Origin of the sequence: Arthrobacter sp. FB24 (assembly GCF_000196235.1) — a bacterium.
Classification (GTDB): domain Bacteria; phylum Actinomycetota; class Actinomycetes; order Actinomycetales; family Micrococcaceae; genus Arthrobacter.
In genome coordinates, this window is record NC_008541.1 from 1 (window position 1) to 25,114 (window position 25,114).

Annotated in this window: 21 protein-coding genes and 2 tRNA genes; 18 read left to right on the plus strand and 5 right to left on the minus strand. The window is 63.6% G+C overall.

The features are described from left to right. Nucleotides 1-7: 7 nt before the first annotated feature. The 12 genes from dnaA to ARTH_RS00065 all read left to right on the plus strand — a co-directional run bounded on the left by dnaA (nt 8) and on the right by ARTH_RS00065 (nt 13,283). Nucleotides 8-1,429: a chromosomal replication initiator protein DnaA gene (gene dnaA / locus ARTH_RS00015; protein ID WP_043429166.1), complete on the plus strand. Its 1,422-nt coding sequence runs from the start codon at nt 8-10 to the stop codon at nt 1,427-1,429. Nucleotides 1,430-1,964: 535 nt separating this feature from the next. Next, complete coding sequence (gene dnaN / locus ARTH_RS00020) at nt 1,965-3,089, plus strand: DNA polymerase III subunit beta (protein WP_011689873.1); 1,125 nt, start codon at nt 1,965-1,967, stop codon at nt 3,087-3,089. 50 nt (nt 3,090-3,139) lie between these two features. After that, on the plus strand, nt 3,140-4,024 hold the full coding sequence (gene gnd / locus ARTH_RS00025; RefSeq protein WP_011689874.1) for a phosphogluconate dehydrogenase (NAD(+)-dependent, decarboxylating): 885 nt from the start codon (nt 3,140-3,142) through the stop codon (nt 4,022-4,024). A 36-nt stretch (nt 4,025-4,060) separates the two neighbouring features. After that, the gene (gene recF / locus ARTH_RS00030; protein WP_011689875.1) at nt 4,061-5,266 is read left to right on the plus strand and encodes a DNA replication/repair protein RecF; all 1,206 of its coding nucleotides are present in this window, start codon (nt 4,061-4,063) and stop codon (nt 5,264-5,266) included. Then, nucleotides 5,263-5,820 (plus strand): DUF721 domain-containing protein, encoded by a 558-nt coding sequence (locus ARTH_RS00035; RefSeq protein ID WP_011689876.1) that lies wholly within the window; start codon nt 5,263-5,265, stop codon nt 5,818-5,820. Before recF ends, ARTH_RS00035 begins: the two co-directional genes overlap by 4 nt. 413 nt (nt 5,821-6,233) lie before the next feature. Next, nucleotides 6,234-8,324, plus strand: a complete 2,091-nt coding sequence (gene gyrB / locus ARTH_RS00040; protein ID WP_011689877.1) for a DNA topoisomerase (ATP-hydrolyzing) subunit B — start codon at nt 6,234-6,236, stop codon at nt 8,322-8,324. A 66-nt stretch (nt 8,325-8,390) separates the two neighbouring features. Further along, nucleotides 8,391-11,099, plus strand: a complete 2,709-nt coding sequence (gene gyrA / locus ARTH_RS00045; RefSeq protein ID WP_011689878.1) for a DNA gyrase subunit A — start codon at nt 8,391-8,393, stop codon at nt 11,097-11,099. Then, a complete protein-coding gene (locus tag ARTH_RS00050) occupies nt 11,096-11,743 on the plus strand; it encodes a DUF3566 domain-containing protein (protein ID WP_011689879.1) in 648 nt (215 codons plus the stop codon). Before gyrA ends, ARTH_RS00050 begins: the two co-directional genes overlap by 4 nt. A 98-nt stretch (nt 11,744-11,841) precedes the next feature. Next, nucleotides 11,842-11,915 (plus strand) — tRNA-Ile (locus tag ARTH_RS00055). Between the two features lie 23 nt (nt 11,916-11,938). Continuing rightward, the gene (locus tag ARTH_RS23705) at nt 11,939-12,091 is read left to right on the plus strand and encodes a DLW-39 family protein (RefSeq protein WP_156810590.1); all 153 of its coding nucleotides are present in this window, start codon (nt 11,939-11,941) and stop codon (nt 12,089-12,091) included. A 71-nt stretch (nt 12,092-12,162) separates the two neighbouring features. Continuing rightward, nucleotides 12,163-12,238 (plus strand) — tRNA-Ala (locus ARTH_RS00060). Between the two features lie 130 nt (nt 12,239-12,368). Beyond that, nucleotides 12,369-13,283: a DMT family transporter gene (locus tag ARTH_RS00065; protein ID WP_011689880.1), complete on the plus strand. Its 915-nt coding sequence runs from the start codon at nt 12,369-12,371 to the stop codon at nt 13,281-13,283. Between the two features lie 48 nt (nt 13,284-13,331). Here ARTH_RS00065 and ARTH_RS00070 read toward each other — a convergent pair whose 3' ends face one another. Both ARTH_RS00070 and ARTH_RS00075 read right to left on the minus strand, forming a co-directional pair. Then, nucleotides 13,332-14,207 carry a glycosyltransferase gene (locus tag ARTH_RS00070; RefSeq protein ID WP_011689881.1) on the minus strand — a complete coding sequence of 292 codons (876 nt, stop codon included), beginning with the start codon at nt 14,205-14,207 and terminating at the stop codon, nt 13,332-13,334. A gap of 131 nt (nt 14,208-14,338) precedes the next feature. Beyond that, nucleotides 14,339-15,286 carry a hypothetical protein gene (locus tag ARTH_RS00075; RefSeq protein WP_011689882.1) on the minus strand — a complete coding sequence of 316 codons (948 nt, stop codon included), beginning with the start codon at nt 15,284-15,286 and terminating at the stop codon, nt 14,339-14,341. Nucleotides 15,287-15,441: 155 nt separating this feature from the next. Here ARTH_RS00075 and ARTH_RS00080 point away from each other — a divergent pair, with 155 nt between their 5' ends. Together ARTH_RS00080 and ARTH_RS00085 are read left to right on the plus strand one after the other, a co-directional pair. Beyond that, nucleotides 15,442-15,987, plus strand: a complete 546-nt coding sequence (locus tag ARTH_RS00080; protein ID WP_011689883.1) for a peptidylprolyl isomerase — start codon at nt 15,442-15,444, stop codon at nt 15,985-15,987. Nucleotides 15,988-15,993: 6 nt separating this feature from the next. Next, a complete protein-coding gene (locus ARTH_RS00085; RefSeq protein WP_011689884.1) occupies nt 15,994-16,875 on the plus strand; it encodes a rhomboid family intramembrane serine protease in 882 nt (293 codons plus the stop codon). Nucleotides 16,876-17,897: 1,022 nt separating this feature from the next. On the opposite strand, the gene ARTH_RS00090 is transcribed toward ARTH_RS00085, so the two are convergent. Then, on the minus strand, nt 17,898-18,509 hold the full coding sequence (locus ARTH_RS00090; protein ID WP_011689885.1) for a DNA-3-methyladenine glycosylase I: 612 nt from the start codon (nt 18,507-18,509) through the stop codon (nt 17,898-17,900). Between the two features lie 151 nt (nt 18,510-18,660). On the opposite strand from ARTH_RS00090, the gene ARTH_RS00095 reads away from it, so the two are divergent. Beyond that, nucleotides 18,661-20,943: an immune inhibitor A domain-containing protein gene (locus ARTH_RS00095; RefSeq protein WP_011689886.1), complete on the plus strand. Its 2,283-nt coding sequence runs from the start codon at nt 18,661-18,663 to the stop codon at nt 20,941-20,943. A gap of 120 nt (nt 20,944-21,063) precedes the next feature. On the opposite strand, the gene ARTH_RS00100 is transcribed toward ARTH_RS00095, so the two are convergent. Then, the gene (locus ARTH_RS00100) at nt 21,064-21,318 is read right to left on the minus strand and encodes a cell division protein CrgA (protein WP_011689887.1); all 255 of its coding nucleotides are present in this window, start codon (nt 21,316-21,318) and stop codon (nt 21,064-21,066) included. 176 nt (nt 21,319-21,494) lie between these two features. Between ARTH_RS00100 and ARTH_RS00105 the strand changes: the two genes are divergently transcribed. Genes ARTH_RS00105 through ARTH_RS00115 form a run of 3 tightly spaced genes read left to right on the plus strand, consistent with a single transcriptional unit; the run spans nt 21,495 to nt 23,108 of the window. Further along, entirely contained in the window at nt 21,495-22,295 is an 801-nt protein-coding gene (locus ARTH_RS00105; RefSeq protein WP_011689888.1) for a class E sortase, read from the plus strand. A 4-nt stretch (nt 22,296-22,299) separates the two neighbouring features. Then, entirely contained in the window at nt 22,300-22,470 is a 171-nt protein-coding gene (locus tag ARTH_RS24035) for a hypothetical protein (RefSeq protein WP_011689889.1), read from the plus strand. Next, complete coding sequence (locus ARTH_RS00115; RefSeq protein WP_011689890.1) at nt 22,467-23,108, plus strand: aminodeoxychorismate/anthranilate synthase component II; 642 nt, start codon at nt 22,467-22,469, stop codon at nt 23,106-23,108. The genes ARTH_RS24035 and ARTH_RS00115 overlap by 4 nt, the downstream gene beginning before the upstream one ends. A 55-nt stretch (nt 23,109-23,163) precedes the next feature. Here the strand turns inward: ARTH_RS00115 and pknB are convergent, their stop codons facing one another. Then, complete coding sequence (pknB, locus tag ARTH_RS00120) at nt 23,164-25,110, minus strand: Stk1 family PASTA domain-containing Ser/Thr kinase (protein ID WP_011689891.1); 1,947 nt, start codon at nt 25,108-25,110, stop codon at nt 23,164-23,166. Nucleotides 25,111-25,114 lie beyond the last annotated feature (4 nt).

Sequence of the window (25,114 nt, forward strand, 5' to 3'; positions counted from 1 at the left end):
CTGATTGATGACAGTAGACGAAGCCAACCACGCGAATACTGTCGGAAGTTCCTGGCGGCGGGTTGTGAGTCTTCTGGAGCAGGACCACCGGGTTTCACCCCGGCAGCGCGGCTTCGTGATCCTCGCCCAGGCACAGGGCCTCATCGGCTCAACGCTCCTGGTGGCCGTACCCAATGAACTCACCCGCGAAGTCCTGCAGACCCAGGTCAAAGAAGCTCTCGACGACGCCCTGCACAACGTCTTCTCCGACGACATCCGCTGCGCAATCGACGTGGACACCGATCTGGTGCCCGTCCACACGGAGCCGGAACCCGCCGTCGAACTTTCCCTCGCTACTGATCCCACGGTGGAACTGAAGCCGCAGCCCATGCTGCCGAGCACGTCCCACGAATTCGGCCGGCTCAACCCGAAGTACGTCTTCGACACGTTCGTGATCGGTTCCTCGAACCGGTTTGCACACGCCGCAGCCGTCGCCGTCGCTGAGGCACCGGCCAAGGCCTACAATCCGCTGTTCATCTACGGTGACTCCGGCTTGGGAAAGACCCACCTGCTGCACGCGATCGGGCATTACGCCCGCCGCCTCTACAGCGGCATCCGGGTCCGCTACGTGAACTCCGAAGAATTCACCAACGACTTCATCAACTCCATCCGGGACGATGAAGGCACCAGTTTCAAGACCACGTACCGCAACGTGGACGTCCTGCTGATCGACGACATCCAGTTCCTGGCCGGCAAGGACCGCACGCTGGAGGAGTTCTTCCACACGTTCAATGCGCTCCACAACAACAACAAGCAGGTGGTCATCACCTCCGACCAGCCGCCCAAGCTGCTCGCAGGATTCGAGGACAGGATGAAGTCCCGCTTCGAGTGGGGCCTGCTGACCGACATCCAGCCGCCGGAACTGGAAACCCGTATTGCGATCCTCCGCAAGAAGGCCCTCAGTGAAGGTCTGTCCGCGCCGGACGACGCACTTGAGTACATCGCGTCCAAAATCTCCAGCAACATCCGCGAACTCGAAGGCGCACTCATCCGCGTCACCGCGTTCGCCAGCCTGAACCGGCAGCCGGTGGACGTTGCTCTCGCCGAAATGGTCCTCAAGGACCTCATCACGGACGACGGCGCCCAGGAGATCACTTCCGCGCAGATCCTCACGCAGACCGCAGACTACTTCAAGCTCAGCATGGAGGAACTCTGCAGCAAATCCCGGACGCGCACGCTGGTGACGGCACGGCAGATCGCCATGTACCTGTGTCGGGAGCTGACCGACATGTCGCTCCCCAAGATCGGCCAGGAGCTCGGCGGCCGCGACCACACCACGGTGATCCACGCCGACCGCAAGATCCGTGAACTGATGGCCGAGCGTCGTGTGATCTACAACCAGGTTACGGAGCTGACCAACCGCATCAAACAGCAGCAGCGGGATTCCTAAGCCGGGCTTCCGCCCCGCACTCTTACCTTATTAACAGGCGCATGTGGATAAGCCTGTGGATAGTTAAGGGGACAACCCCGGTTAATGGGCTTAAAACCCTTAAGGCATCTGTGGATCAGCGAAACGGCCAAAAAAGTTGTCCCCATCCACACCCTGTTTAAAACCTGCTTCGCCCACAACGGATGAACAGGGCTTAACCGCGGAATCGTGCCGTGAGACGGGGTTATCCACAGTTTCCACAGCAGTTATTAACACTACTAATCCCAAAAAATTGAAATTCCCTCAAACAACAATCTCCTTCCCCGCCACACACAGCCTCGTGGCCTCGGCCCCAAAGGGCCTCCGGGCCTGCCGGGGATGGGGAAATCCTGAATCTTCCGGCTAAGCTGTCAGCAGCGCTCCCATCCTTGGGTCTGTTTGTGGTTCAGCAAGCGTGGACCATGCAGGTTCCGGTGTCCGGGGGCAGGTTTTTCGAGTTCCCTAAGGGAGTTCGCGTTGAGAAAATGGCAGCAGCAATGAAAGGCGGCACCCTTCCGTGAAGTTCAGAGTCGAACGGGACGTCCTGGCAGAAGCCGTCACATGGACCGCCCGGTCGTTGTCTCCGCGGCCTCCGGTTCCGGTGCTTTCCGGGCTCCTCCTCAAGGCCGAAGCAGGCACCGTCAGCCTCTCGAGCTTTGACTACGAAACGTCGGCCCGCCTTGAAATACCGGCAGACATCAGCGTTGAAGGCACCATTCTGGTTTCGGGCCGCCTGCTCGCGGACATCTGCCGCAGCCTGCCATCTGCCCCGGTTGACGTCGAGACCGACGGCAACAAAGTCACGCTCACCTGCCGCCGCAGTAGCTTCCACCTGGCCACCATGCCCGAAGCCGAATACCCGCCGCTGCCGGCGTTGCCCACCATCAGCGGAACCGTCCCGGGCGATTCCTTTGCGCAGGCTGTCTCCCAGGTGATCATCGCCGCGAGCAAGGACGACACCCTGCCGATCCTCACTGGCGTCCGGATGGAAATCGAAGACGACCTCATCACCCTGCTGGCCACAGACCGCTACCGTCTGGCCATGCGCGAGGTACCTTGGAAACCTGTCACCCCGGGAATCTCCACCAGCGCCCTGGTCAAGGCCAAAACCCTGAACGAAGTTGCAAAAACGCTTGGCAACAGCGGTGACATCAACCTCGCCCTGGCCGACGACGACAGCCGGCTCATCGGCTTCGAAAGCGGCGGACGCACCACCACGTCCCTCCTTGTGGATGGCGACTACCCCAAGATCCGTTCACTGTTCCCGGATGCCACCCCGATCCACGCCACCGTGCAGACTCAGGAACTGGTCGAGGCTGTCCGGCGCGTCTCCCTGGTCGCCGAACGGAACACGCCTGTCCGCCTGGCCTTCACCGACGGCCAGCTCCACTTGGACGCCGGCACCGGCGAAGATGCGCAGGCTTCGGAAGAACTTGAGGCCCAGCTGACGGGCGACGAAATCACGGTTGCGTTCAACCCGCACTACCTGATTGAGGGCCTGAGCGTCATCGAAACCAAGTTCGTGCGCTTTTCCTTCACCACGGCACCCAAGCCCGCCATGATCACGGCGCAGGTCGACGCCGACGGCGAAGACCAGGACGACTACCGTTACCTGGTCATGCCGGTGCGCCTGCCCAACTAGGCAGCAGCCGCAGCCCCTCCACCACACCAGCGCAGAAAAGAGTTCCTACCGTGCACATCGGACTAATCGGCCTTGGAAAAATGGGTTTCAACATGCGCGAGCGGCTGCGCAAGGGCGGCCTTGAAGTCACCGGCTTCGATCGCAACCCTGACGTCACGGACGTCGCCACAGTGGACGAACTCATCGCGGCTGTTCCGGCTCCCCGCGTCATCTGGGTCATGGTTCCGGCGGGCGAGATCACTGACGCCGTCATCACCGAGCTGGGTTCCAAGCTCGACGCCGGCGACCTGGTGATTGACGGCGGCAACTCCCGCTTCACCGAAGACCAGAAACACGGCGCCGCGCTGGCTGAAAAGGGCATCCGCTTCGCGGACTGCGGGGTGTCAGGCGGTGTGTGGGGCCTACAGAACGGCTACGGCCTGATGGCCGGTGGCGATGCCGCCGATATTGAACGGGCCATGCCCGCTTTTGACGCCCTCCGCCCCGAGGGTGACCGGGCGGACAGCTTCGTCCACGTTGGCGGAATCGGCGCGGGGCACTACGCGAAAATGGTGCACAACGGCATCGAGTACGGGCTTATGCAGGCCTACGCAGAGGGCTACGAACTGCTGGCTGCCAAGGACATCGTCACGGACCTGCCGGGGACTTTCCGCGCCTGGCAGAAAGGAACGGTAGTGCGTTCCTGGCTGCTGGACCTCATGGTCAAGGCGCTGGACGAAGATCCGGGCCTGGCCTCGATCGACGACTACGTCGAAGATTCCGGGGAAGGACGCTGGACCGTTGAAGAGGCAATCGCCAATGCGGTTCCCGCGCCGGCCATCACAGCGGCTTTGTTCGCCCGCTTCTCGTCCCGCGAAGACAACTCGCCGGCCATGAAGATGGTGTCCGCGCTGCGCCACCAGTTCGGCGGGCACGCCACCCGTCCGGCCAAGTAGCGGCAATCCGGGCAGTACGGGAATCCTGAAGACCGCGTGTACCTAGAAAAGCTCTCGCTGACCGATTTTCGCAGTTATGCCCAGGTGGACCTCACCCTCGAACCCGGGGTGACGGTGCTCGTGGGGTACAACGGCATCGGCAAGACCAACCTCATGGAGGCCATCGGGTACCTGGCCACGCTCAGCTCGCACCGCGTCAGTTCGGACGCTCCGCTGCTGCGCTTCGGTACCGAGCGCGCGCTGATCAGGGCCAAGCTGGTCCGGGGCGGGCAGTCCACCGTGCTGGAGCTGGAAATCAACGGCAGCCGCGCGAACCGGGGGCGGATCAACCGCAGCAACCCCGTCCGTGCCCGCGACATCCTGGGTATCTGCCAGACGGTTCTTTTTGCACCCGAAGACCTTGCGCTGGTGAAGGGGGATCCATCCAACCGCCGTCGTTTCCTTGACGAGCTGCTGGTCAGCCTGATGCCGCGACATTCGGCCACTCGAACCGATTACGACCGTGTCCTCAAACAGCGCAACGCGCTGCTCAAATCGGGCCGGTCGGGGAAGTTCACAGCCGGTCACGAGGCCACCCTCGATGTTTGGGACCAGCACATGGCCAGGGCCGGCGCCGAGCTGCTTTACGCTCGCCTGGAACTGGTGGAACGGATCCGGCCCCACCTGAAGGCTGCCTATGCCCAGCTGACTGACGGGTCCAAGGAAGCTGACGCGATCTACCGCTCCACGCTCCAAGGCATACTGGACGACGACGGCGCCGGCGCCGGCTACGCTGCGGAACCCGCCGCCGTCGAACGCGTCGAGGACCTCCGGGCACTGTCCGTCGAGGAACTCACCCAACGCTACGTGCAGGCTTTTGCGGCGTCCCGCCGCAAGGAACTGGAACGGGGAATCTCCCTTGTGGGACCCCACCGCGACGACGTCGAACTTATCCTCGGTGAGGCGCCGGCGAAAGGGTATGCCTCGCATGGCGAAACGTGGTCCATGTGCCTGTCCCTGCGGCTGGCGTCCTACTACGTGATGCTCGACGACGCCCGCACCGGAGGTTCCGCACCGATTCTTATCCTTGACGACGTGTTTGCCGAACTCGACGTTCAGCGGCGGCGTAAACTGGCGGCAATAGTATCCGGTGCCGAACAGGTGCTGGTGACCGCCGCCGTCGACGCCGACATTCCAGACGAGCTGGCCGGGCGGCGGGTGAAGGTGGTCCCGGGAGGAATCGATGAGTCGGAATCCCGATGAATAAAGATGCTGGCGGCCTGCAGCCGGGCCGCGACCCAGACGACATCGATGCTGCCCAGGCGGCGCTCAACCGGATGCGCGAGGCGGCCGCTGCCCGCGGTGAAATCCGACGGAAGGCTCCGCTTCCCGGCGGCGCAGCCAAGAAGCCGGGGCGCAGCAGTGCCGGAACCCGGGGTTTCACCCAGTTCCACGGCACGGGCCGGGACCCGCTGGGCCTGGGCAAAGTGGTGGGGCGGCTAGTGGCCGAACGCGGCTGGACGTCACCGGTGGCAGTCGGGTCCGTGATGGCGGAGTGGGGCACCCTCGTGGGTCCGGAAATTTCGGCGCACTGCACGCCGGAGAGCTTCACCGACACTACGCTCCACGTTCGGTGCGATTCCACGGCGTGGGCCACCCAGCTGCGCCTGCTCAGCTTCAGCCTCCTGGAGAAATTCCGGACCGAACTGGGCGAGGGCGTGGTCACCAAGATCCAGGTCCTCGGACCGGCGGCTCCGAGCTGGCGGAAGGGCGGGCGGACGGTCAACGGCCGAGGTCCCCGTGACACGTACGGATAGCGCGGAACACGTTGGCTGCCCGTGCGTTCCCGGCAGCCGCTGGCACGGACTCTTGAAAAATGGTCAAACGGCGTGTAGGGCGCTCCAACGACCCGTGGCCGTATAGGAACCCAGAACCCGGACCCCTGGAGCCTTGCAGGTGGGGCCAACGGCCTGCCAGCACCATATTCCCGCGCGTTTGCGGGCCTGGAATGCGGGATTACACTCTCCAGCACGGTAGAATCGTGGTAGATAACTGGGCGCCGGTGAAACGTTGACTGAGTCCGTTTTCCGGCGCTTTTTTGCGGCCGGGGGACGGTTCCGCCAGTCAACGAAGTAATCGGCGTCATCAGTGACGTGCCTGTTGGCAGGAGCCTCTTCTATCGGAGACGGTGACGGCCGGCCATACGAATACAGAGGAGTCGAAAGCGCCTGTGGCTAACGACAATGCAGATATCCCGGCAGTGGAACCCGCAGCTGAGGATGCCCGTACACCTGATGCGCCGGCGGAGGCAGCCGAACGCAAGGGATACGGTGCGAGCGACATCACCGTCCTTGAAGGACTCGAAGCTGTCCGGAAACGCCCCGGCATGTACATCGGTTCCACGGGACCCCGCGGTCTCCACCACCTCGTGTACGAAGTGGTGGACAACTCCGTGGATGAAGCCCTGGCCGGGTACTGCACCCACATTGAAATTGTTCTGCAGGCCGACGGCGGCGTCAAAGTGGTGGACGACGGCCGCGGCATCCCCGTGGACATGCACCCCACCGAACACAAGCCCACGGTTGAGGTTGTCATGACCATCCTGCACGCCGGCGGAAAATTCGGCGGCGGCGGATATGCCGTCTCCGGCGGCCTGCACGGCGTGGGCATCTCCGTGGTCAACGCGCTTTCCAGCCGTGTGGACACGGAAGTGCGGCGCCAGGGCCACGTCTGGCGGATGTCCTTCGCCGATGGCGGCAAACCCCAGGGCAGCCTCGTCAAAGGTGAAGAGACGGACCAGACCGGTACGACGCAGACGTTCTACCCCGATGCAAGCATCTTCGAGAGCACGGAATTCGACTTCGAAACGCTGCGTGCCCGCTTCCAGCAGATGGCGTTCCTCAACAAGGGCCTGCGCATCACGCTGACGGACGAGCGCCGTGAGGCACTGGAGTCGTCGGAAGACGGGGACCTGGATCTCGATAACGTTCCCACCGAAGGCGAAGTCGCCGCCGAATACCGGACAGTTGTGTACCAGTACGACGACGGCCTGCTGGACTACGTGAAACACCTGAACTCCGGCAAGAAGGTCGACGTTGTCCATGAGGACGTCATCGCCTTCGAAACCGAGGACAAAGACCGGAAAATCGCCCTGGAAATGGCGATGCAGTGGACCAACGCATACTCCGAGAGCGTCCACACCTACGCCAACACCATCAACACGCACGAGGGCGGAACCCACGAAGAGGGTTTCCGCGCCGCCATGACGTCGCTCATCAACCGCTACGCGCGGGAGAAGAACATCATCAAGGAAAAAGACGACAACCTCACGGGTGATGACATCCGCGAAGGCCTGACCGCCGTCATTTCCGTGAAGCTGGCGGAACCCCAGTTCGAAGGCCAGACCAAGACCAAACTCGGCAACTCCGAGGTCAAGGGCTTCGTCCAGCGCGTGGTCACCGACGGCCTGGGCGACTGGCTGGAGCGCAATCCCGGCCCGGCCCGGGACGTCATCCGCAAGGCAATTTCCGCAGCGCAGGCCCGCATGGCCGCCCGCAAGGCCCGCGACAACGCACGCCGTAAGAGCCCGCTGGAGTCCTTCGGCATGCCGGGCAAGTTGTCGGACTGCTCCTCGAAGGACCCGGAAAAGTGCGAGGTCTACATCGTGGAGGGTGACTCCGCCGGCGGTTCGGCCAAGCGCGGCCGGAACCCGGAAACACAGGCCATCCTCCCGCTGCGAGGCAAGATCCTGAACGTTGAGCGGGCACGGCTGGACAAGGCCCTCGGCAACAACGAGGTCCAGTCCATGATCACTGCATTCGGCACCGGCATTGGCGAGGACTTCGACCTCGCCAAGCTGCGCTATCACAAGATCGTGCTCATGGCCGATGCCGACGTGGATGGCCAGCACATCACCACGCTGCTGATGACGCTGCTGTTCCGCTACATGCGGCCGCTGATCGAGAACGGCTATGTGTACCTCGCCCAGCCGCCGTTGTACCGGATCAAGTGGTCCAACGCGCCCCACGATTATGTCTACAGCGACCGGGAGCGCGACGCCCGGCTTCTGGCCGGTCAGGCCGCAGGACGCCGCATTCCGAAGGACAACGGCATCCAGCGTTACAAGGGCCTAGGCGAGATGGACTACACGGAACTGTGGGACACCACCATGGATCCTGACCACCGGACTCTGCTGCAGGTCACCATGGACGACGCCCTCGCGGCCGACCAGATCTTCACCGTGCTAATGGGCGAGGACGTTGAATCACGCCGAAACTTCATTCAGCAAAACGCCAAGGATGTCAGGTTCCTGGATATCTAACGGGCCTGCGAACAAGCCCGTAAGTATTCCTGAAGCGACATATACCTGAAACGGAAAATATAGACTATGAGTGACGAAACACCCGAGGTTCCCGCGGATTCCGCCGGCCCCGTTGAGCCCGTTTTGGAGGGCGACGTGCTGGTCGACCGCGTGGAGCAGGTGGACCTGCAGACGGAAATGCAGCGCTCCTACCTTGACTACGCCATGGCCGTTATAGTCGGCCGTGCGTTGCCGGACGTCCGCGACGGACTCAAGCCGGTCCACCGCCGGGTTCTCTACGCCATGTTCGACGGCGGCTACCGCCCGGACCGCTCCTTCAACAAGTGCGCCCGCGTGGTGGGCGAGGTCATGGGCCAGTACCACCCGCACGGTGACACGGCCATCTACGATGCCCTGGTGCGCCTCATCCAGGACTGGACCATGCGCTACCCGCTGGCCCTGGGCCAGGGCAACTTCGGTTCGCCCGGCAACGACGGCGCAGCAGCACCGCGGTACACCGAAACCAAGATGGCCCCCCTTGCCATGGAAATGGTCCGGGACATCGACGAGGAAACTGTCGATTTCCAGGACAACTATGACGGCAAGAACCAGGAACCCACCATCCTGCCGGCCCGCTTCCCCAACCTGTTGGTCAACGGGTCCTCGGGCATCGCCGTCGGCATGGCCACCAACATTCCGCCGCACAACCTCCGCGAGGTTGCCGACGGCGTGCAGTGGTACCTGGCCAACCCGACTGCCAGCCGCGAAGAGCTGCTGGAAGAGCTTTTGCTTCGAATCAAGGGCCCGGACTTCCCGACGGGGGCCACCATCCTGGGCCACAAGGGGATCGAGGACGCCTACCGCACGGGCCGCGGCTCCATCACCATGCGGGCCGTGGTCAATGTGGAGGAACTCGAGGGCCGTACCTGCCTGGTGGTCACCGAACTGCCCTACCAGGCCAACCCGGACAATCTGGCGATCAAGATCGCTGAACTCGTCAAGGACGGCAAGATCTCCGGAATCGCCGACCTGCGCGACGAAACGTCCGGACGTACCGGCCAGCGCCTCGTGATTGTGCTCAAGCGCGACGCCGTGGCGAAGGTGGTGCTGAACAACCTCTACAAGCACACCCAGCTGCAGGACAACTTCGCTGCAAACATGCTGGCCATTGTGGACGGTGTTCCGCGGACGCTCAGCCTGGATGCCTTCATCCGCCACTGGGTCGCCCACCAGATGGACGTCATCGCACGCCGGACCCGGTACCGCCTGCGCAAGGCCGAAGAGGAGGCGCACATCCTGCGTGCCCTCCTCAAGGCATTGGACATGCTGGACGAGGTCATCGCCCTCATCCGCGCGTCCAACACCACTGAAGCGGCCCGCGACGGCCTGATGCAGCTGCTGGACATCGACGAGCTGCAGGCCCGCGCCATCCTGGACATGCAGCTTCGCCGGCTTGCAGCGCTGGAACGCCAGAAGATCCAGGACCGCCACGCTGAACTGGAGGCCCTGATCGCCGAGTACAACTCGATCCTTGCCTCGGAGGAGCGCCAGCGGGAAATCATCAGTACCGAGCTTTCCGAGATTGTCGCCAAGCACGGAGATGACCGCCGCACGAAGATCCTGATGGGTTTCGACGGTGACATGTCCATGGAAGACCTCATTCCCGAAGAGGAAATGGTGGTCACCATTACGCGCGGCGGCTACGTCAAGCGCACGCGCAGCGACAACTACCGCTCCCAGCAGCGCGGCGGCAAGGGCATCAAGGGCGCCCAGCTGCGCGGGGACGACGTTGTGGAGCACTTCTTCGTCACCACCACCCACCACTGGCTGCTGTTCTTCACCAACCTGGGACGTGTTTACCGCGCCAAGGCCTACGAACTTGTGGAAGCAGGGCGTGACGCCAAGGGCCAGCACGTAGCCAACCTGCTGGCGTTCCAGCCGGACGAGCACATTGCCCAGGTGCTGGACCTCCGCGACTACCAGCACGCCCCGTACCTGGTGCTGGCCACCAAGCGCGGCCTGGTCAAGAAGACCCGCCTGGAGGACTACGACACCAACCGTTCCGCCGGCGTCATCGCGATCAACCTGCGCGACGGCGACGAACTCGTCTCCGCCCAGCTTGTCTCGGAAACCGATGACCTGATGCTGGTTTCACGGATGGGCCAGTCCATCCGCTTCACGGCCACCGACGATGCGCTGCGTCCGATGGGCCGGGCCACCTCCGGCGTGACCGGCATGAAGTTCCGCGAGGACGATGAATTGTTGGCGGCCGACGTCGTCAAGGACGGCTCGTTCGTCTTCATCGTCACCGAAGGCGGCTACGCCAAGCGGACCGCGGTGGAGGAATACCGCCTCCAGGGCCGCGGCGGCCTTGGCATCAAGGTTGGAAAATACCAGGAAGAGCGGGGCCATCTCGTAGGTGCCCTCATTGTCCAGGAAGAGGATGAAGTCCTCGTTGTCATGGAAGGAGGCAAGGTGGTCCGGTCCTCGGTGGCCGGAGTGCCTGCCAAGGGCCGTGACACCATGGGCGTCATCTTCGCCAAGCCGGACAAAAACGACCGCATCATCGAGGTGGCGCGGAACAGCGAACGCGGCCTGGAGGGTGAGGAGGCCGAAGCCATCGACCCGGAAAACCCGGCAGGAAGCCCGGCTGTGGCCGGGGATGACGTAACGTTGGCTGAAGGTGCCGGATCCCATGGCGGGTCCGCAGAGGCAGATTCAGCACCGGCCGTGGAATCCGACGAGTCATCGGACAACGCTGAGCTGGACGAAGAAAATACCGGAGGTAACGAGTGAGTAATTCCGACTCATATCCCAAGCCGAACAGCAACACTCCCGGCGGGATCAGGCAGCCGGCGTCCGCTCCGCGCGTGAACGCCCCCGTACGTCCCCAGCAGCGGCCTTCGACGCCGGGTGCTCCGGCCCAGCGCCCCGTGGTCCCCGGCCAGCGTCCGGCGCAGGGGCCGCGCCCCGGCCAGGCACCCCAGGGTCAACGTCCCGGGGCTCCGGCCCAGCGGCCTGCCCAGGGCGGCGCCCAGGGTGCCCCGGGCCTGGTCAAGCCGGCTCCGAAGGCCAAGGTCCGCCGTGCCCGGCTTCTCATCAGCAAGGTGGACCCTTGGTCCGTGCTGAAGATGGCCTTCCTGCTGTCCGTTGCGCTTGGCATCGTCACTGTCGTTGCGGCCATCGTCCTGTGGACCGTCCTGGATCTCACGGGCATCTTCGACCAGGTGGACAGCCTGCTTGGAACCCTTGCCGGTTCCGAAGGCGGCGGGTTCGAACTGAAGAAGGTCGCTTCGCTGGGCCAGGTGGCCTCGTTCGCGGTCATCATCGCCGTGGTGAATGTGGTGCTCCTGACTGCCCTGTCGATGCTTTCGGCCGTGCTGTACAACATCTCCGCCACCCTTGTCGGTGGCATCGGCGTGACCCTCACGGACGATTAGTCCACGGAATTTCGCCGGAATTCCACCGGTGAAATGCCTCGATTTGAGATCGGGCCGGGATGTGCTGTAAAGTCATGTCTCGGCCCGATGAGGCATCGGGGCGTATAGCTCAGGCGGTTAGAGCGCTTCGCTGATAACGAAGAGGTCCCAGGTTCAAGTCCTGGTACGCCCACGGAACCTGCACAGGTTTTGGAAATGGTTCGGATAAAACCGGACCGGAACGGGGTGCATGTGAAGAAGTTGCTGGTTGTTGCAGTGGCTATCGCAGGCGCGCTGCTCTTCAAGAAGGTGCAGGAATCCGAAGCCCGGAAAACGGTCTGGAGCGATTCGACTGACACAGTCGAGTAGTCCGGATCCCGGTACGGATGCTGGTCAGAAGGCATCCGGAACTAGGGTATGATTGACGGGTTGCTTCTTATGGGGGCATGGCGCAATTGGTAGCGCACCTGCTTTGCAAGCAGGGGGTTCGGGGTTCGAGTCCCCGTGCCTCCACCATAAGGAAGGCCCCGGAATGCGGAAACGCAATCCGGGGCCTTTTGCTTTGCCCTCAGTCGTTGCGCTTCGCCTAGTCGTCCATGACAGCCCACGGCGCCGGCTCCACGGAGGCACCATTACTGTTGGAACGGTGACCTTCTTCCTTGCCACCTTGGGCGTGCTCGGCGTGGCCTCATCCGGGCCCCTCATCGCCGCTACACTGGGCGCCACCACTGTCAGTGCGCTGGCCATCGCCTTTTGGCGCAATGCCATCGGAGCCGTCGTGATGGCCACCCCCGTCCTGGTGGGCAATCCCCGGCAGTTCGGTAAGGTGACGCGCCGCGAGTTCCGCTGGTCGGCCCTGGCTGCAGTGGCTCTTGCCCTGCACTTCGCGTGTTTCATCACCTCCCTCCAGCTCACGTCCGTAGCCGCGGCCACGGCGCTGGTCTGCCTCCAGTCCGGCTGGATCGCAGTGTTTCAGCTGTTCAGGGGCGTACGCCACCGCTGGCAGGTACTGGTGGGCCTTGGAATGGCGTTCGGCGGCGTTGTCGCCATCACGGGGTTCGACATGGGCACCTCGCCGGATGCCCTGCTCGGGGACGTTCTGGCGGTGGCAGGAGGCGCGCTGGCCGGCCTCTACACGCTGGCGGGCGGCAAGGCACGCGAAACCATGACCACCGGTACCTATACGACGCTCTGCTACGGCATGTGCGCGTCCCTGGTTGCCGTGCTGGCCCTCGCTTCCGGACAGCCGCTCGTGGGCTTTGAGGCGGCCGGCTGGCTGGGGATCGTGGCCATTACCGTGTGCGCCCAGCTGGTGGGGCATACGGCCTTCAACCACCTGCTGGCCACCATGAGCCCGCTGCTGGTTTCGATGATCATCCTGCTGGAGATTCCCGGTGCCGCGGTGCTGGCCGCCGTGTTCCTGGCTGAGACGTTGCCGGGAGGCACCTATGCCGGGCTGGCACTCATTCTGGTAGGGCTTGCCGTCGTGGTGGCCGGGCAGCGGCGCAGGCGGCCCCCGCCGGCCGGCGAAGCCCGCCTGGCGGAGCTGGGAACGGACTGAGCCCCGCTGGTGCTGGTGGGGGCGCCGGGCCTGAGAGCCGGGCTGGAGCTACTGGCCGCCGCGGCGCACGGGCTGGGCGGAGTTCACGGTGTGAATGGCCCGCAGGAGCTTGGCCGGGAAGTACACGGAGAAGAACACCACCATGGGTGCCTTGAGGGCCATCTTCTTGACGTTGTGGGCCTTATAGGTTCGGTCGAACCTGGTCACGTAGTACCGGTAGTCGCGCGGTGAGTCCTCGAGGCGGCGGGCGGACATTCCGGACACCATCTGGGGCCAGTACTGCACGCGCAGGTCATGGTCCGCCAGATGCAGGGACAAATCAATGTCCTCATGCATCTCGTCTTTTTCATCCCGGCAGGTTTCGTCCCGGATGGTTTCCCAGGCTGAACGGCGCAGCGCCATATTAGAACCGAAGAGGAAGTGGTACTGGTGCTTGGCAAGCTTGAGCATTAGCTGGCGCATCTTGTCGTCCGCTTTGAGCCCGAAGCGGCGCATCGGCATGTCGTAATACACCACGGGGCCGGTGGCAGCCTGGACGGCGGGGTCGAGGAAGGCCTTCTGGACCTGTTCCACCCAGTCCGGTTCCACCACGGAGTCTGCATCGATCCGGCCCAGGACATCGCCGGTGGCGTGGTTGAGGCCGAAATTCCGGGTCGGGATGAGGCCCTGGTCCCGATCCTGGCTCAACAGGATGATGGGACTTTCCGGATATTCCTGCTGCATCTGGCGCACTATGTCCGCTGTGCGGTCCTTGGACATGTTGTCCACAACGATGATCTCCGCCGCCGGCACCGACTGGTAGATGGCCGCAATGAGGCACTGCCTGATGACGCTTGCCTCGTTGTATGCCGGTATGACGATGGATACGCCCGGCATAAGCGCAGCGTCGTGCGAGGCATCCTCGGGGGATCTATCGGGTGACATCACCACAAATTTAGCACCCTTGTGGGCCGCAGCCCGGGACTGCGGGTGAAGGTCGGGGAAACAACAGAGGAGGCCCGCACACAAATGTGCGGGCCTCCTCTGTTGTTATGCCGTCCCGTGACGGCCGGTTTCTAGTTCTCGTTTGCCTTGGCGGAACCGTTGTTCATGCTCGAAGCGATGTTCTTCACAGCGGTCTTGGCATCCGTAGCAACCTTGGCAGCCTCGTCCTTGGCATCTTCGGCGGCGTCGGCAGCCTTCGCCGCTGCGTCGTCTGACGCATCGGCAGCGGCGTCCGCTGCATCAACGGCCTTTTCGCCAGCGGTTGCCGTGGCGTCCTTGGCCGCGGCAGTGACGTCGTTGACCGTGGTGGCGGCAACTGGTGCGGGCGTTACCGGCGCGGGGGTCTTCCAAGGATCCTCAACGGGCTTGGACGCCTTCCATGCTGCGACGCCGGCGGCGACGGCTGCTGCGATGACGCCGAAAATAAGAAGTCCGCGGTGCTTCGGCTTCTGCGGCTTGGCCACTTCGCCGGTGACAACCCGGGTGGCCTCTGCTGCTGCGGCCTTGAGTTGGTGGCCTGCGGCCTGGGCCTGATCCTGGATGGAATGCACAACGCCGGAATCCGCAAGCTTCTGGGCGACGGCATCCACGTGCGCCGGTGCGCTTTCGAGCGTGCGGTGCACTGCCTCGGAAGCGTGGCCGATCTGGTCCGAGAGCCTGGGCAGGTATTCCACCACCACGCGGTCGCGGGCCTGGGAGATGACGGGGGTGGCTTTGTCCAGTGCTTCGTGGAGGCGCGGGGTGGCACTGTCCACAACGTCATGGATCTTGGGCGCGAGGTGTGCGAGCCCGTCCTGGATGCGCGGCGTTACGGTGGCAACGCCGTCGGCCAGGTTGTGGGCCGCAGATTTGAGCCCTTCCTGGATCTTCGGGGATGCTGTGTCAATGCCGTGCTGCAGGCGGGGAACCGCCCAGTCCACGGCTGCTTCTACGCGGGGGGCTGCCCAATCCTTGGCGTTCTCTACCGCGCTGCTGACTGACTGCTCCAGGTCACGGGCAATACGATCCGATTTCTTCACAACTACCTCCCGATTAATGTGACGGTTCTGTTGTTAGCCTACGTGGATTGACCTCCACCGGCTATTCTTCGAACCCATTTCCGGCCGATTTCACCTAGCGCGGAACTGGCTGGAAGGCCTGATGCCGTGCTGGGCCGACGTGGAACAATGGGCCTATGACTGCCATAGCAACTGCAAAAGCAACCATCCACACCAGCCTCGGCGACATCGTCGTTAACCTCTTCGGCAACCATGCGCCCAAGACGGTTAAGAACTTCGTTGGCCTGGCCACGGGCGAGCAGGCCTGGACCCACCCGGAAACCGGTGAGGACAAGACCGGAACCCCGCTGTACAACGGCACCATCTTCCACCGCATCATCAAGGATTTCATGATCCAGGCCGGCGATCCCCTGGGCCGCGGCGTGGGCGGACCGGGCTACAAGTTCGACGACGAAATCCACCCCGAGCTGACCTTCAACGAGCCGTACAAGCTGGCCATGGCCAACGCCGGCATCCAGATGGGCAAGGGCACCAACGGCTCGCAGTTCTTCATCACCACCATCCCCACCGACTGGCTGCAGGGCAAGCACAGCATCTTCGGTGAAGTCGCTGACGAGGAATCCAAGAAGGTCGTGGATGCCATCGAAGGTGTCCGCACGGGCATGGGCGACCGCCCGGTCGAGGATGTCGTTATTAACAGCATCGATGTCGAGCAGCTCTAACCCCTCATGAGCTACGGAATTCCGGCGGCCGAGCCGTCCGCGCAGATTCCGGTGTGCCCCCGGCACCCGGACAGGCCTTCCTATGTCCGGTGCCAGCGCTGCGGGCGCCCGGCTTGCCCGGAATGCCAGCGGGCGGCCGCCGTCGGATTCCAATGCATTGACTGCGTCAACGAAACAAAACGTACGACGCAGGCAGCCAGGACGGTCTACGGCGGAACCGCCGTCGCCGGCCGGCCCCTGGTGACCTTCGGGATCATCGCAGTATGCGCGCTCGTCTACGTGCTCCAATGGATAGTTCCCAATGACGGGATCTACCAAAATTTCGCTTTCGCCACGGTCTACGCCACCCCCGAGTACGGGGTCTTCGAACCATGGCGCATGCTGACCTCCGCGTTCCTCCATTCCCAGGGTTTCATCCTTCACATCGTGCTGAACATGTACATGCTGTGGATGTTCGGGCAGGCACTTGAACCCCTCCTCGGGCGTATCCGTTTCCTGGCTCTCTACCTGCTGGCTGCGGTGGGCGGATCCGTCGGCTACCTCCTGCTGACGCCGTCCTATACTCCCGGCCAGCAGCTCGCCGGCGTCGTGGGGGCGTCCGGTGCCATCTTCGGACTCTTCGGCGCCATGCTGGTGGTACAGCGCCACCGCGGCGGGGACACGAAGCAGCTTTGGGTGCTGATCGCCATCAATGGGGTCATCGGCTTCATCGTCCCTCAGATTGCCTGGCAGGCCCACCTTGGCGGCCTGGTCACGGGTGCTGCCTGCGCCGCAGCCATCGCTTACGCCCCCCGCGGTCCGCGACGCTGGCTCTGGCAGTCGGCAGGCCTTGTGCTCGTGCTGGGCCTGCTAGTCGGGGCCACCGCCTTGCGAATGGCCGGCGCCTAAGCACTTCCCGGGCCCCTCCCGGCCTCTAACCCGCACGGTCTGCGACCGCGTGTGCGGACGCCCACGCCGCTGCCTGCGGTCCGCCGCCCTGCGAAGCACACAACCTTGCCGCCGCCCTGGGGCCCATCCGCCGCCCTGCGGCCCATCCCGCGTCTGCGACCCATCCCGCGGTCCCGCGTGCTTCCCGCTGCCGCACACCAAGCCGCCTGCTGACCCACAACACTTGGGCTCAGTGGATTTCGGCATGCCAGAACGAACCCTTTCCGTCAGGTGCTGCAGGAGCCAGCCGCCCGCCGGGAAGTTTTCCACAATGGTTATCCACATTGTTGGTAACTTACATGCGTGTAGTTCAGACCCGCTCCCCCACGGAGCCCTTGCCAGCTGGCGATTATCGACAGGAAGCCGGGAGATTGTCCACATCTGTGGATAAAGATGTTCCTCCGGCCTGTGGTTAAGTGGACAACTTGGCTGGCGGGACGGGTGCTTGACCGGCTGGCGCCAGTGCCGAATCTGTTCGCCGGCCCGTCAACACCCCGCGGCGTAGTAAACGGATTTGCCCGCCGCCCGCTCCAGGGGGCCGGAAGAGCGCCATCGGCGTCTCAATCGCGATCAGTCCCGGAGCTAGTCAACAGGTTATGCACAGTGTTAATAACTCGCCGGATCTCAGCCTGACCAAGGAATTCAGCGGGAGGGCGCCCTCTTTGGCCCAGCGGAGCCAATTATCCCCCGCTTTATCCCCACCTGTGGATAACTTCTGGGGATAGCGTTGTTCGTAAGTGGATACCTCCGCCTCGCGGGCGCCGTCGGCTGCAACCGGAGTCCAGGGCGGAGTCAGGCCCCCCGCGCAGGCGAATTTCCGATCCCCGGCTGGTTATCCACAGACAATCCACAGTGTTAATAACTTACGACCCTGTTATTCATCCACTGAGCGAGTCCGCGCAGGCCGTGGCCGGCGGAAGTCCCGTGCATCAGTCCCGAAGTTTTCAACACTGTGGATAAGTTTCCCCACAGCTCGGGATAACTCAGGGCCGCTCCGTCCACACGCCCGAGGAGCCCCGCCTGTGGCTATCCACCAGGTGGGTATCAATCATGCCGATCGCCTCCATGAGCGCGTGCATCGTGGTGGGTCCCACGAAGGCGAAACCTTTGCCCCGCAGGGCTTTGGACAGGGCAACGGACTCAGGCGATGTTGTGGGGATCTCTGCGTGGTTCTGCGGTCGTGGCGTCACCGACGGCTGGAAGCTCCAGACGAAGTCCACCAGACCGCCGTCGTCCCGCAATGCGATGGTGGCGCGGGCATTTGTGATGGCGGCCCTGATCTTGAGCCGGTTCCGGACAATGCCGGCGTCGAGCATCAGGCGTTCGACGTCCTCTTCGGTGAACGCAGCCACCGTGTCGGGCTGAAAGTCGTGGAACGCAGACCGGAAGGCGGGTCGCTTTCGCAGGATGGTGGCCCAGGATAATCCGGCCTGGAAGGCCTCCAGGCTGATGCGTTCGAACAGGCCCTGCTCGTCACGGACCGGCATGCCCCATTCAGTGTCGTAGTACGCCTGGAGCAGCGGGTCCGCCGCAGCCCACGGTGGCCTGGCCAGGCCGTCGCTGCCGATGATGGTGCCGCGTTCGTCCGGGGTCATCTGGGGTCCTTAGCTAGTCCTGCATCGTGCTGCAGACTCCAGCATATTCAGCGACCGGGAAGGACATGCGCCGGTGACCGCGAAACTCATAGCCGAACGATGACTCTCACATTATGCTGTGGCTCTGATCACAAATTACTGGGAGGTACGTGTGAGGAAAACCAAAATTGCCGTGGCTGGCGTGGCGGGGGTCGTTCTCGGGATGCTCAGCATCCAGGCCCCTGCCGTAGCCGCACCACCTGTTGACGACGGGTCGGGCGGAGCCGCCGCGGCAATCCGGCAGGACAACCGCCCCGGACCGCGGACGAAGGAACTCGTTGAACGGCGGAAGGCAGCCCTTGAAAAGGTGGCCAAGGGGCAGGCGAAAGCCAATGAAGACGGCGTGGTGCAGCTGGCGCCGGATAAGTTCGCCGAGGTAGAGACCGCCAGGCAGGACAAGATCTTCACCATCCTGGCCGAGTTCGGCGACCAGGGCTCGGGGCGGTTCGGAACGACGCCCGGTCCGTTGCACAATACGATTGCGGAACCGGACCGCTCGGTGGACAACACCACGCTGTGGACCAAGGACTTCAGCCCCGCTTACTACGAAGAACTCTTCAATGGCAGCGGCGAATCAATGAAGGGCTACTACGAGGCCGTCTCCAACAATCAGTACTCGGTAACAAATACGGTGACGAACTGGGTCAAGGTGCCCAACAACGGATCCTTCTACGGCGACAACGCCACCGAGGACACGGGCGGCGCATGGGCTTTTGTCCGGGACTCCGGCAACGCGTGGTGGGATTCCCAGCTGGCGGCCGGCAAGACACCGGCTGAAATTGACGCGTACCTTGCACAGTTCGATGTGTGGGACCGCTACGACTTCAACGGGAACGGTAACTTCGATGAACCGGACGGTTACATCGACCACTTCCAGGCGGTCCACGCCGGGGAAGGCGAGGAAGGTGGCGGCGGCACCCTGGGTGAGGACGCAATCTGGTCCCACCGCTGGTACGCCTTCGGCAACCAGTTCGGCTCTGCCGGACCGGAGGGTAACCTCTCCGGCGGTACCCGGATCGGGTCCTCAAAATACTGGCTTGGTGATTACACGACGGAACCCGAGAACGGCGGAGTCGGCGTCTTTGCCCACGAATTCGGCCACGACCTCGGACTGCCGGACTTCTATGACACCACCGGGGCTGCCACCAACAGCACAGCGTTCTGGACCCTCATGAGCTCAGGCTCCTGGTTGGGCCACGGTTCTGCTGCCAATGAAGGGATCGGAACCACCCCGGGCCTGATGGGACCCGAAGAGAAGCTTTTCCTTGGCTGGCTTGACCACAGCACAGTGAATGCGGGCTCCAGCGGTGACTTTGTCCTGAACCCGTCCCAACTTCAGGTTGACGGCAAGGACCAGGCCGTCCGGGTGAACCTGCCGGATAAGACAACCACCACGAACTACACAGCTCCCTCCTCAGGGATCAAGGCATGGTGGACGGGCAGCGCGGACAACCTCAATGAATCCCTGACCCATGCCGTTCCGGCGCAGTCGCGGGTAACCGTTACAGCGAACGCCTGGTACGACATAGAGGCGAACTACGACTACCTCTATGGTGAGTACTCCACCGATGGTGGCAAGACCTGGAAATCAGCGGGACGGGCGCTCAGCGGAGCGGCCGGCTGGGGGCAGCTGCGCTACTCCTACGACGCCGCCGGCCTGGAATCGTTGTTCCGCTTCAGGTACCAGACCGACGGCGGCGTCCACAACCCCGGTGCCTTCATTGACGACATCAGGATTTCGGCCGGAAAGACCGTAATCCTGAGTGACGACGTCGAATCCGGCGCGGGACAGTGGGTTGCCGAGGGTTCGTGGCAACTGAGCAGCGGCTCCGTCACCCGGACCACTGAGCAGTACTACCTCGTGGAGAACCGGGAGTACGTGGGGTTCGACGCGACGCTCGCGGAGGGCCCATATGCCTTCACCAAGGGCATCACGGCACCGAATTGGGTGGATTTCTTCAAGTACCAGAACGGCATGCTGGTCTGGTACGTCGACGACTCGTACGCGGACAACAACGTTTCGGCGCACCCCGGCGCCGGTTCGGCGCTGCCCGTGGATGCCCGGCCGGCGCCGCTGAAGTGGTCCGACGGCACGATGCCCGGCAACAGCCGCCAGCCGTTTGACGCGACCTTCGGTTTGGAGGCTACGGATCCGCTGTGCATCGCGAAGGAAGTGCAGACCGGTACCAAGCGCAGTCCGTCGATCAGCTCACTTGACGCCTGCGCACCGAGCAGCGCCCCGATCGGAGTTTTCGAGGACAGCGATCCGCTGGCCTACTACAGCTCCGACAACCCGTACGGAAGCGTCAAGGTTGCGGGTCACGGCGTGGAGATTTCCGTCACGTCCGACGCCGGCACCGACCTGGCGATCCACGTGCTCAACCCCGGCCAGTAATCAGCAGCGGCCGGCAATAAACCGGCAAAGTAAAAGCCGGACCGGCACAATGTGCCGGTCCGGCTTTTCGTTAAACGCGGGGTGCTCGCCGGACGGTGCCGGCCAAACGGACGCCTGGGGCTACGAACGCCACCGGGTGGTCATCAAAAAACCCGCGATGGCAATGCCGAATCCGGCCACGATGTTCCACGATCCCCAATCCCTGACCGGAAGGGCACCCTCGCTGATGTAGAAGGTGATGATCCACAGCAGCCCGAGGATCATCAGGCCGAACATGACGGGCTTGAACCACACCGCGTTCGGCTTGTATGCCTGCGATGCAGAAGCCGGCTTTCCCGCGGGAACGGTCTTCTTTCGTGGCTTTGACTCGGGCACGGGTCCTCCTCGTCGGGCTGAATCAAGGGCGGAGCCTCCGGCTTGATATCCTGCAGGAAGGAATATGCCGGCGGGGTTGGCGCCTTTGGTCAGGTCTGAATTCTTACTAGCAGCCAATTCTAGCTGTAGTTCAGAACACACCGGCGCCAGTCCAGGCAGCCAATTGAGGAGACCACGTGGTGTTGCTGGAGAAGGAGACGACTGCTGCCGTGCCGGCACGCGGCGTCGGGGTTCTCCGTATAGTCGTCCAGATCGTTGGCGAACTGCTGATCACGGTGGGAGTCATCCTGCTCCTGTTCGTCGCATGGCAGCTCTGGTGGACCAATGTGGAGTCCGATGCGAAGCAGAGCGAGACGATCAAAAATTTCGCCCAGGAACTGGGCGGTTCCGCAGCTCCCGCGGCATCCGATGCGCCTGACGCCTCGACACCGGCCCCGACCCCGACCGACTACGGTCCGCCGAGGGTCGCCGAAGCGCCAGGACACGGCCAAACCATCGGCATCATGTACATCCCCCGTTTTGGTGCGGACTACACCCGGCCCATCGTGCAGGGAACTTCCACGGACGTCCTCGATACGCTGGGCCTTGGCCACTACAGTGACACGGCGATGCCTGGGGCAACCGGCAACTTCGCTGTGGCCGGCCATCGCCAGACCCACGGGGCGGTCCTGGACAACATCCACACCCTGGTTCCCGGGGACAAGATCTACGTCCAGACCAGGGACGGGTTTTATGTCTACGTCTTCAGGAACAACCAGATCGTCCTTCCGTCGGCCACGGATGTGCTGCTCCCCGTACCCACCCAGCCCGCCGCCCGGCCCACGGAGGCTTACCTCACCATGACCAGCTGCAATCCGCGCTTCGGCTCGCAGGAACGCATCATTGCCTATTCACTGCTGGACCACTGGCAGCCCGCCTCGGCTGGACCGCCGGCAGAAATCGCGGCCCAGGTGGCCAAGGCACTCGGGAAGGGCTGACGCCATGTACGGATGGATTTTCCGCCACCTGCCCGGGCCGCTGTGGTTCAGGATTGCCACCTCACTGGTGCTGCTGGCCGGCGTGCTGGTATTGATGGTTCAGTTCCTCTTCCCCTGGATGTCACAGTTCACCCAGTTCACCGACTCAACGATTGGTTTAGTAACTCGACAATGAGCACCACCAAGATCCTGGTCGTAGACAACTACGACAGCTTTGTTTACACCCTGGTGGGCTACCTCCAGGAGCTCGGCGCCGAAACAACGGTGGTCCGCAACGACGACGTCACCCTTGCTGAGGCAATCGAGATGGCTGACGCGCGCGACGGCGTCCTCATCTCCCCGGGCCCCGGCACCCCCGCGGAGGCCGGCGTCTGCATTGATCTGATCAAGTGGTGCGGCAGCCACGACAAGCCGATGTTCGGCGTCTGCCTGGGCCACCAGGCACTGGCCGAAGCCTACGGGGCCACGGTGACGCACGCCCCGGAGCTGATGCACGGCAAGACTTCCCTCGTGGAGCACGAAGGAGCCAGCGTCTTCGCGGGACTCCCCTCCCCTGTCACTGCCACGCGATACCACTCCCTGGCCGCTGTCCGCGAAACCATCCCGGACATCCTCGAGATCACAGCCCAGACGGCAAACGGCGTGATCATGGGCCTGCAGCACCGGAAGGCACCGCTCTGCGGTGTGCAATTCCACCCGGAGTCGGTTCTCACTGAGGGTGGTTACCAGATGCTGGGCAACTGGCTAGAATCACTCGGCATGGCCGGCGCGGCCGAGCGCGCTGCCAAACTGAGTCCCCTCATCCAGCACTGAGGGCGGCGCGCCTATCCTTTCAGGCGCAAACTCCTCGGGCGACAGGGCGGGCCTACTATCCCCGGTCCCGGCTCGTCTCGGTAGGCGTGGGCGTCGGCGTTGGAGTCGGCTTGGGGCTGGGCGCCGGCGCCTTGGCGACGATAATGGAGATGGTTTTGCCCTGCTCCACCAGCGAGTTGACGGCGTCGCTCTGCTCGGTGACCTTCCCCGGTTCAACTTCGGAGTTTTCGACTTCCTTCACATCGATGCCAAGGCCCAGGTTCTTGAGTGCCGTCTCCGCCTCCGCCCTGGGCAGCCCGCGGAGTTCGGGCATGGCCACCTTGCCGGTGGACACCACGATTTCCACGGTGCTTCCGACTGCGACGGTCTGACCCGGCGCCGGCTTGGTGGTGATCACGATTCCGGTGGGAACGGTGGCGCTGTTGGCCATGGTGGTTCCGGGGGCGCCGGCGAGGCCGATCTGGCGAAGAACGTCCCGGGCCGCCGCTTCGGTCCGCCCCGGCAGATCATCCGGGATTTTGACGGCGCTCGGGCCGTCGGAGATGTTCAGGGTTACCTTCGAGTCCGGTTCCATGGCGGTGCCGGCGGCCGGCACCGTGCCGATGGCCGTGCCCTTGGTGATGGTGTCGTGCGGCAACCTGGTGATCTGCGGGCTCAGCCTGGCGTTGTACAACCGCTGAAGCGCCTCGGACTCCGTCAGCGACGATACGGCCGGCACCTCTACCTTCGCCACCGGAGGGGGCGCCTGGTTCATCATGTTGTAGAGCCAGAGGCCGCCGCCGGCCAGCACCAGCAGGGTGAAGATCACCAACGTGGCAATCCAGGTTCGACGGCGGGATTTCTGCCGCGGGGTGCGCTCACGTTCCGGCGGAAACCCGAGGGGAAGATCACTGGATTCCGAGGGCTCATAAACCTGCGCCGGAATCGCCTGGTCGTCGCCAAGGGTGTCATGGACGGGCCGCAGCCGGCCGCTCGGTGAATCATCGAGGAAGCTTGCCCCCGTCAGCGAGTAAGGCGCGGCGAGGGCCGTCCGTTCCCCGGCCGGGACCGTGTTGTTGGGATCTGTCGGGGCCTCGCCCGCCGCCACATCAGGCACGGGGATGCCGTTGCGGGCCGCCCGGAGTGCCCGCTGGAATGCGGCCGCATCCTGGAAACGGTCAGCACGGTTCTTCTGCAGGGCCTTCGAAAGGACGCTGTCCAGGGCCTCTGACACCTCGGGGTTGAGGCTGCTGGCCGGTTCCGGAATCTCGCGGACGTGCTGGTAGGCGACTGATACGGGACTGTCACCGATGAACGGGGGCCTTCCCGTCAGCATTTCGTACAGCAGGCACGCCGCGGAGTAGAGATCACTCCGGGCGTCCACAGTTTCACCGCGGGCCTGTTCCGGAGAGAGATACTGCGCCGTGCCCACGACCGCCTGGGTCTGGGTCATGGTGGCGGACGAATCGGCCATGGCCCGGGCAATCCCGAAATCCATGACTTTGATGGTGTCCGAGTCTTCGCAGAACATCACGTTGGCGGGCTTGATATCCCGGTGTACGATTCCCGCCCGGTGGCTGTACTCGAGGGCGGAGAGCACGCCGAGCGTGAAGTCGATGGCGTGGTCGATGCTGACTTCCTTCGCACGGATGAGATCCCTCAGGGTCTTTCCGGACACGAATTCCATCACGATGTACGGCACACGGACAGTGTCCTCGGGACCGCCCGGCACTGCGTGGTCCCCCGTGTCGTAGATGGCAACGATCGAAGGATGGTTCAACGCGGCCACGGCCTGGGCTTCGCGCTTGAACCGCGCCTGGAACTGTGGATCCCGGGCAAGGTCCGGTCGCAGCAGCTTGATGGCCACTGTCCGGCCCAGTCGGGTGTCCAGGCCCCGGTGGACGTCCGCCATACCGCCGCGGCCGATCAGCTCACCGAGTTCGTACCGTCCGTTGAGGACGCGCTGGGTGTTCACTGGGAGGCTGTCCTCTCTGTGCGACGGGAGACGGGGTGAGTTCGGCACGGTG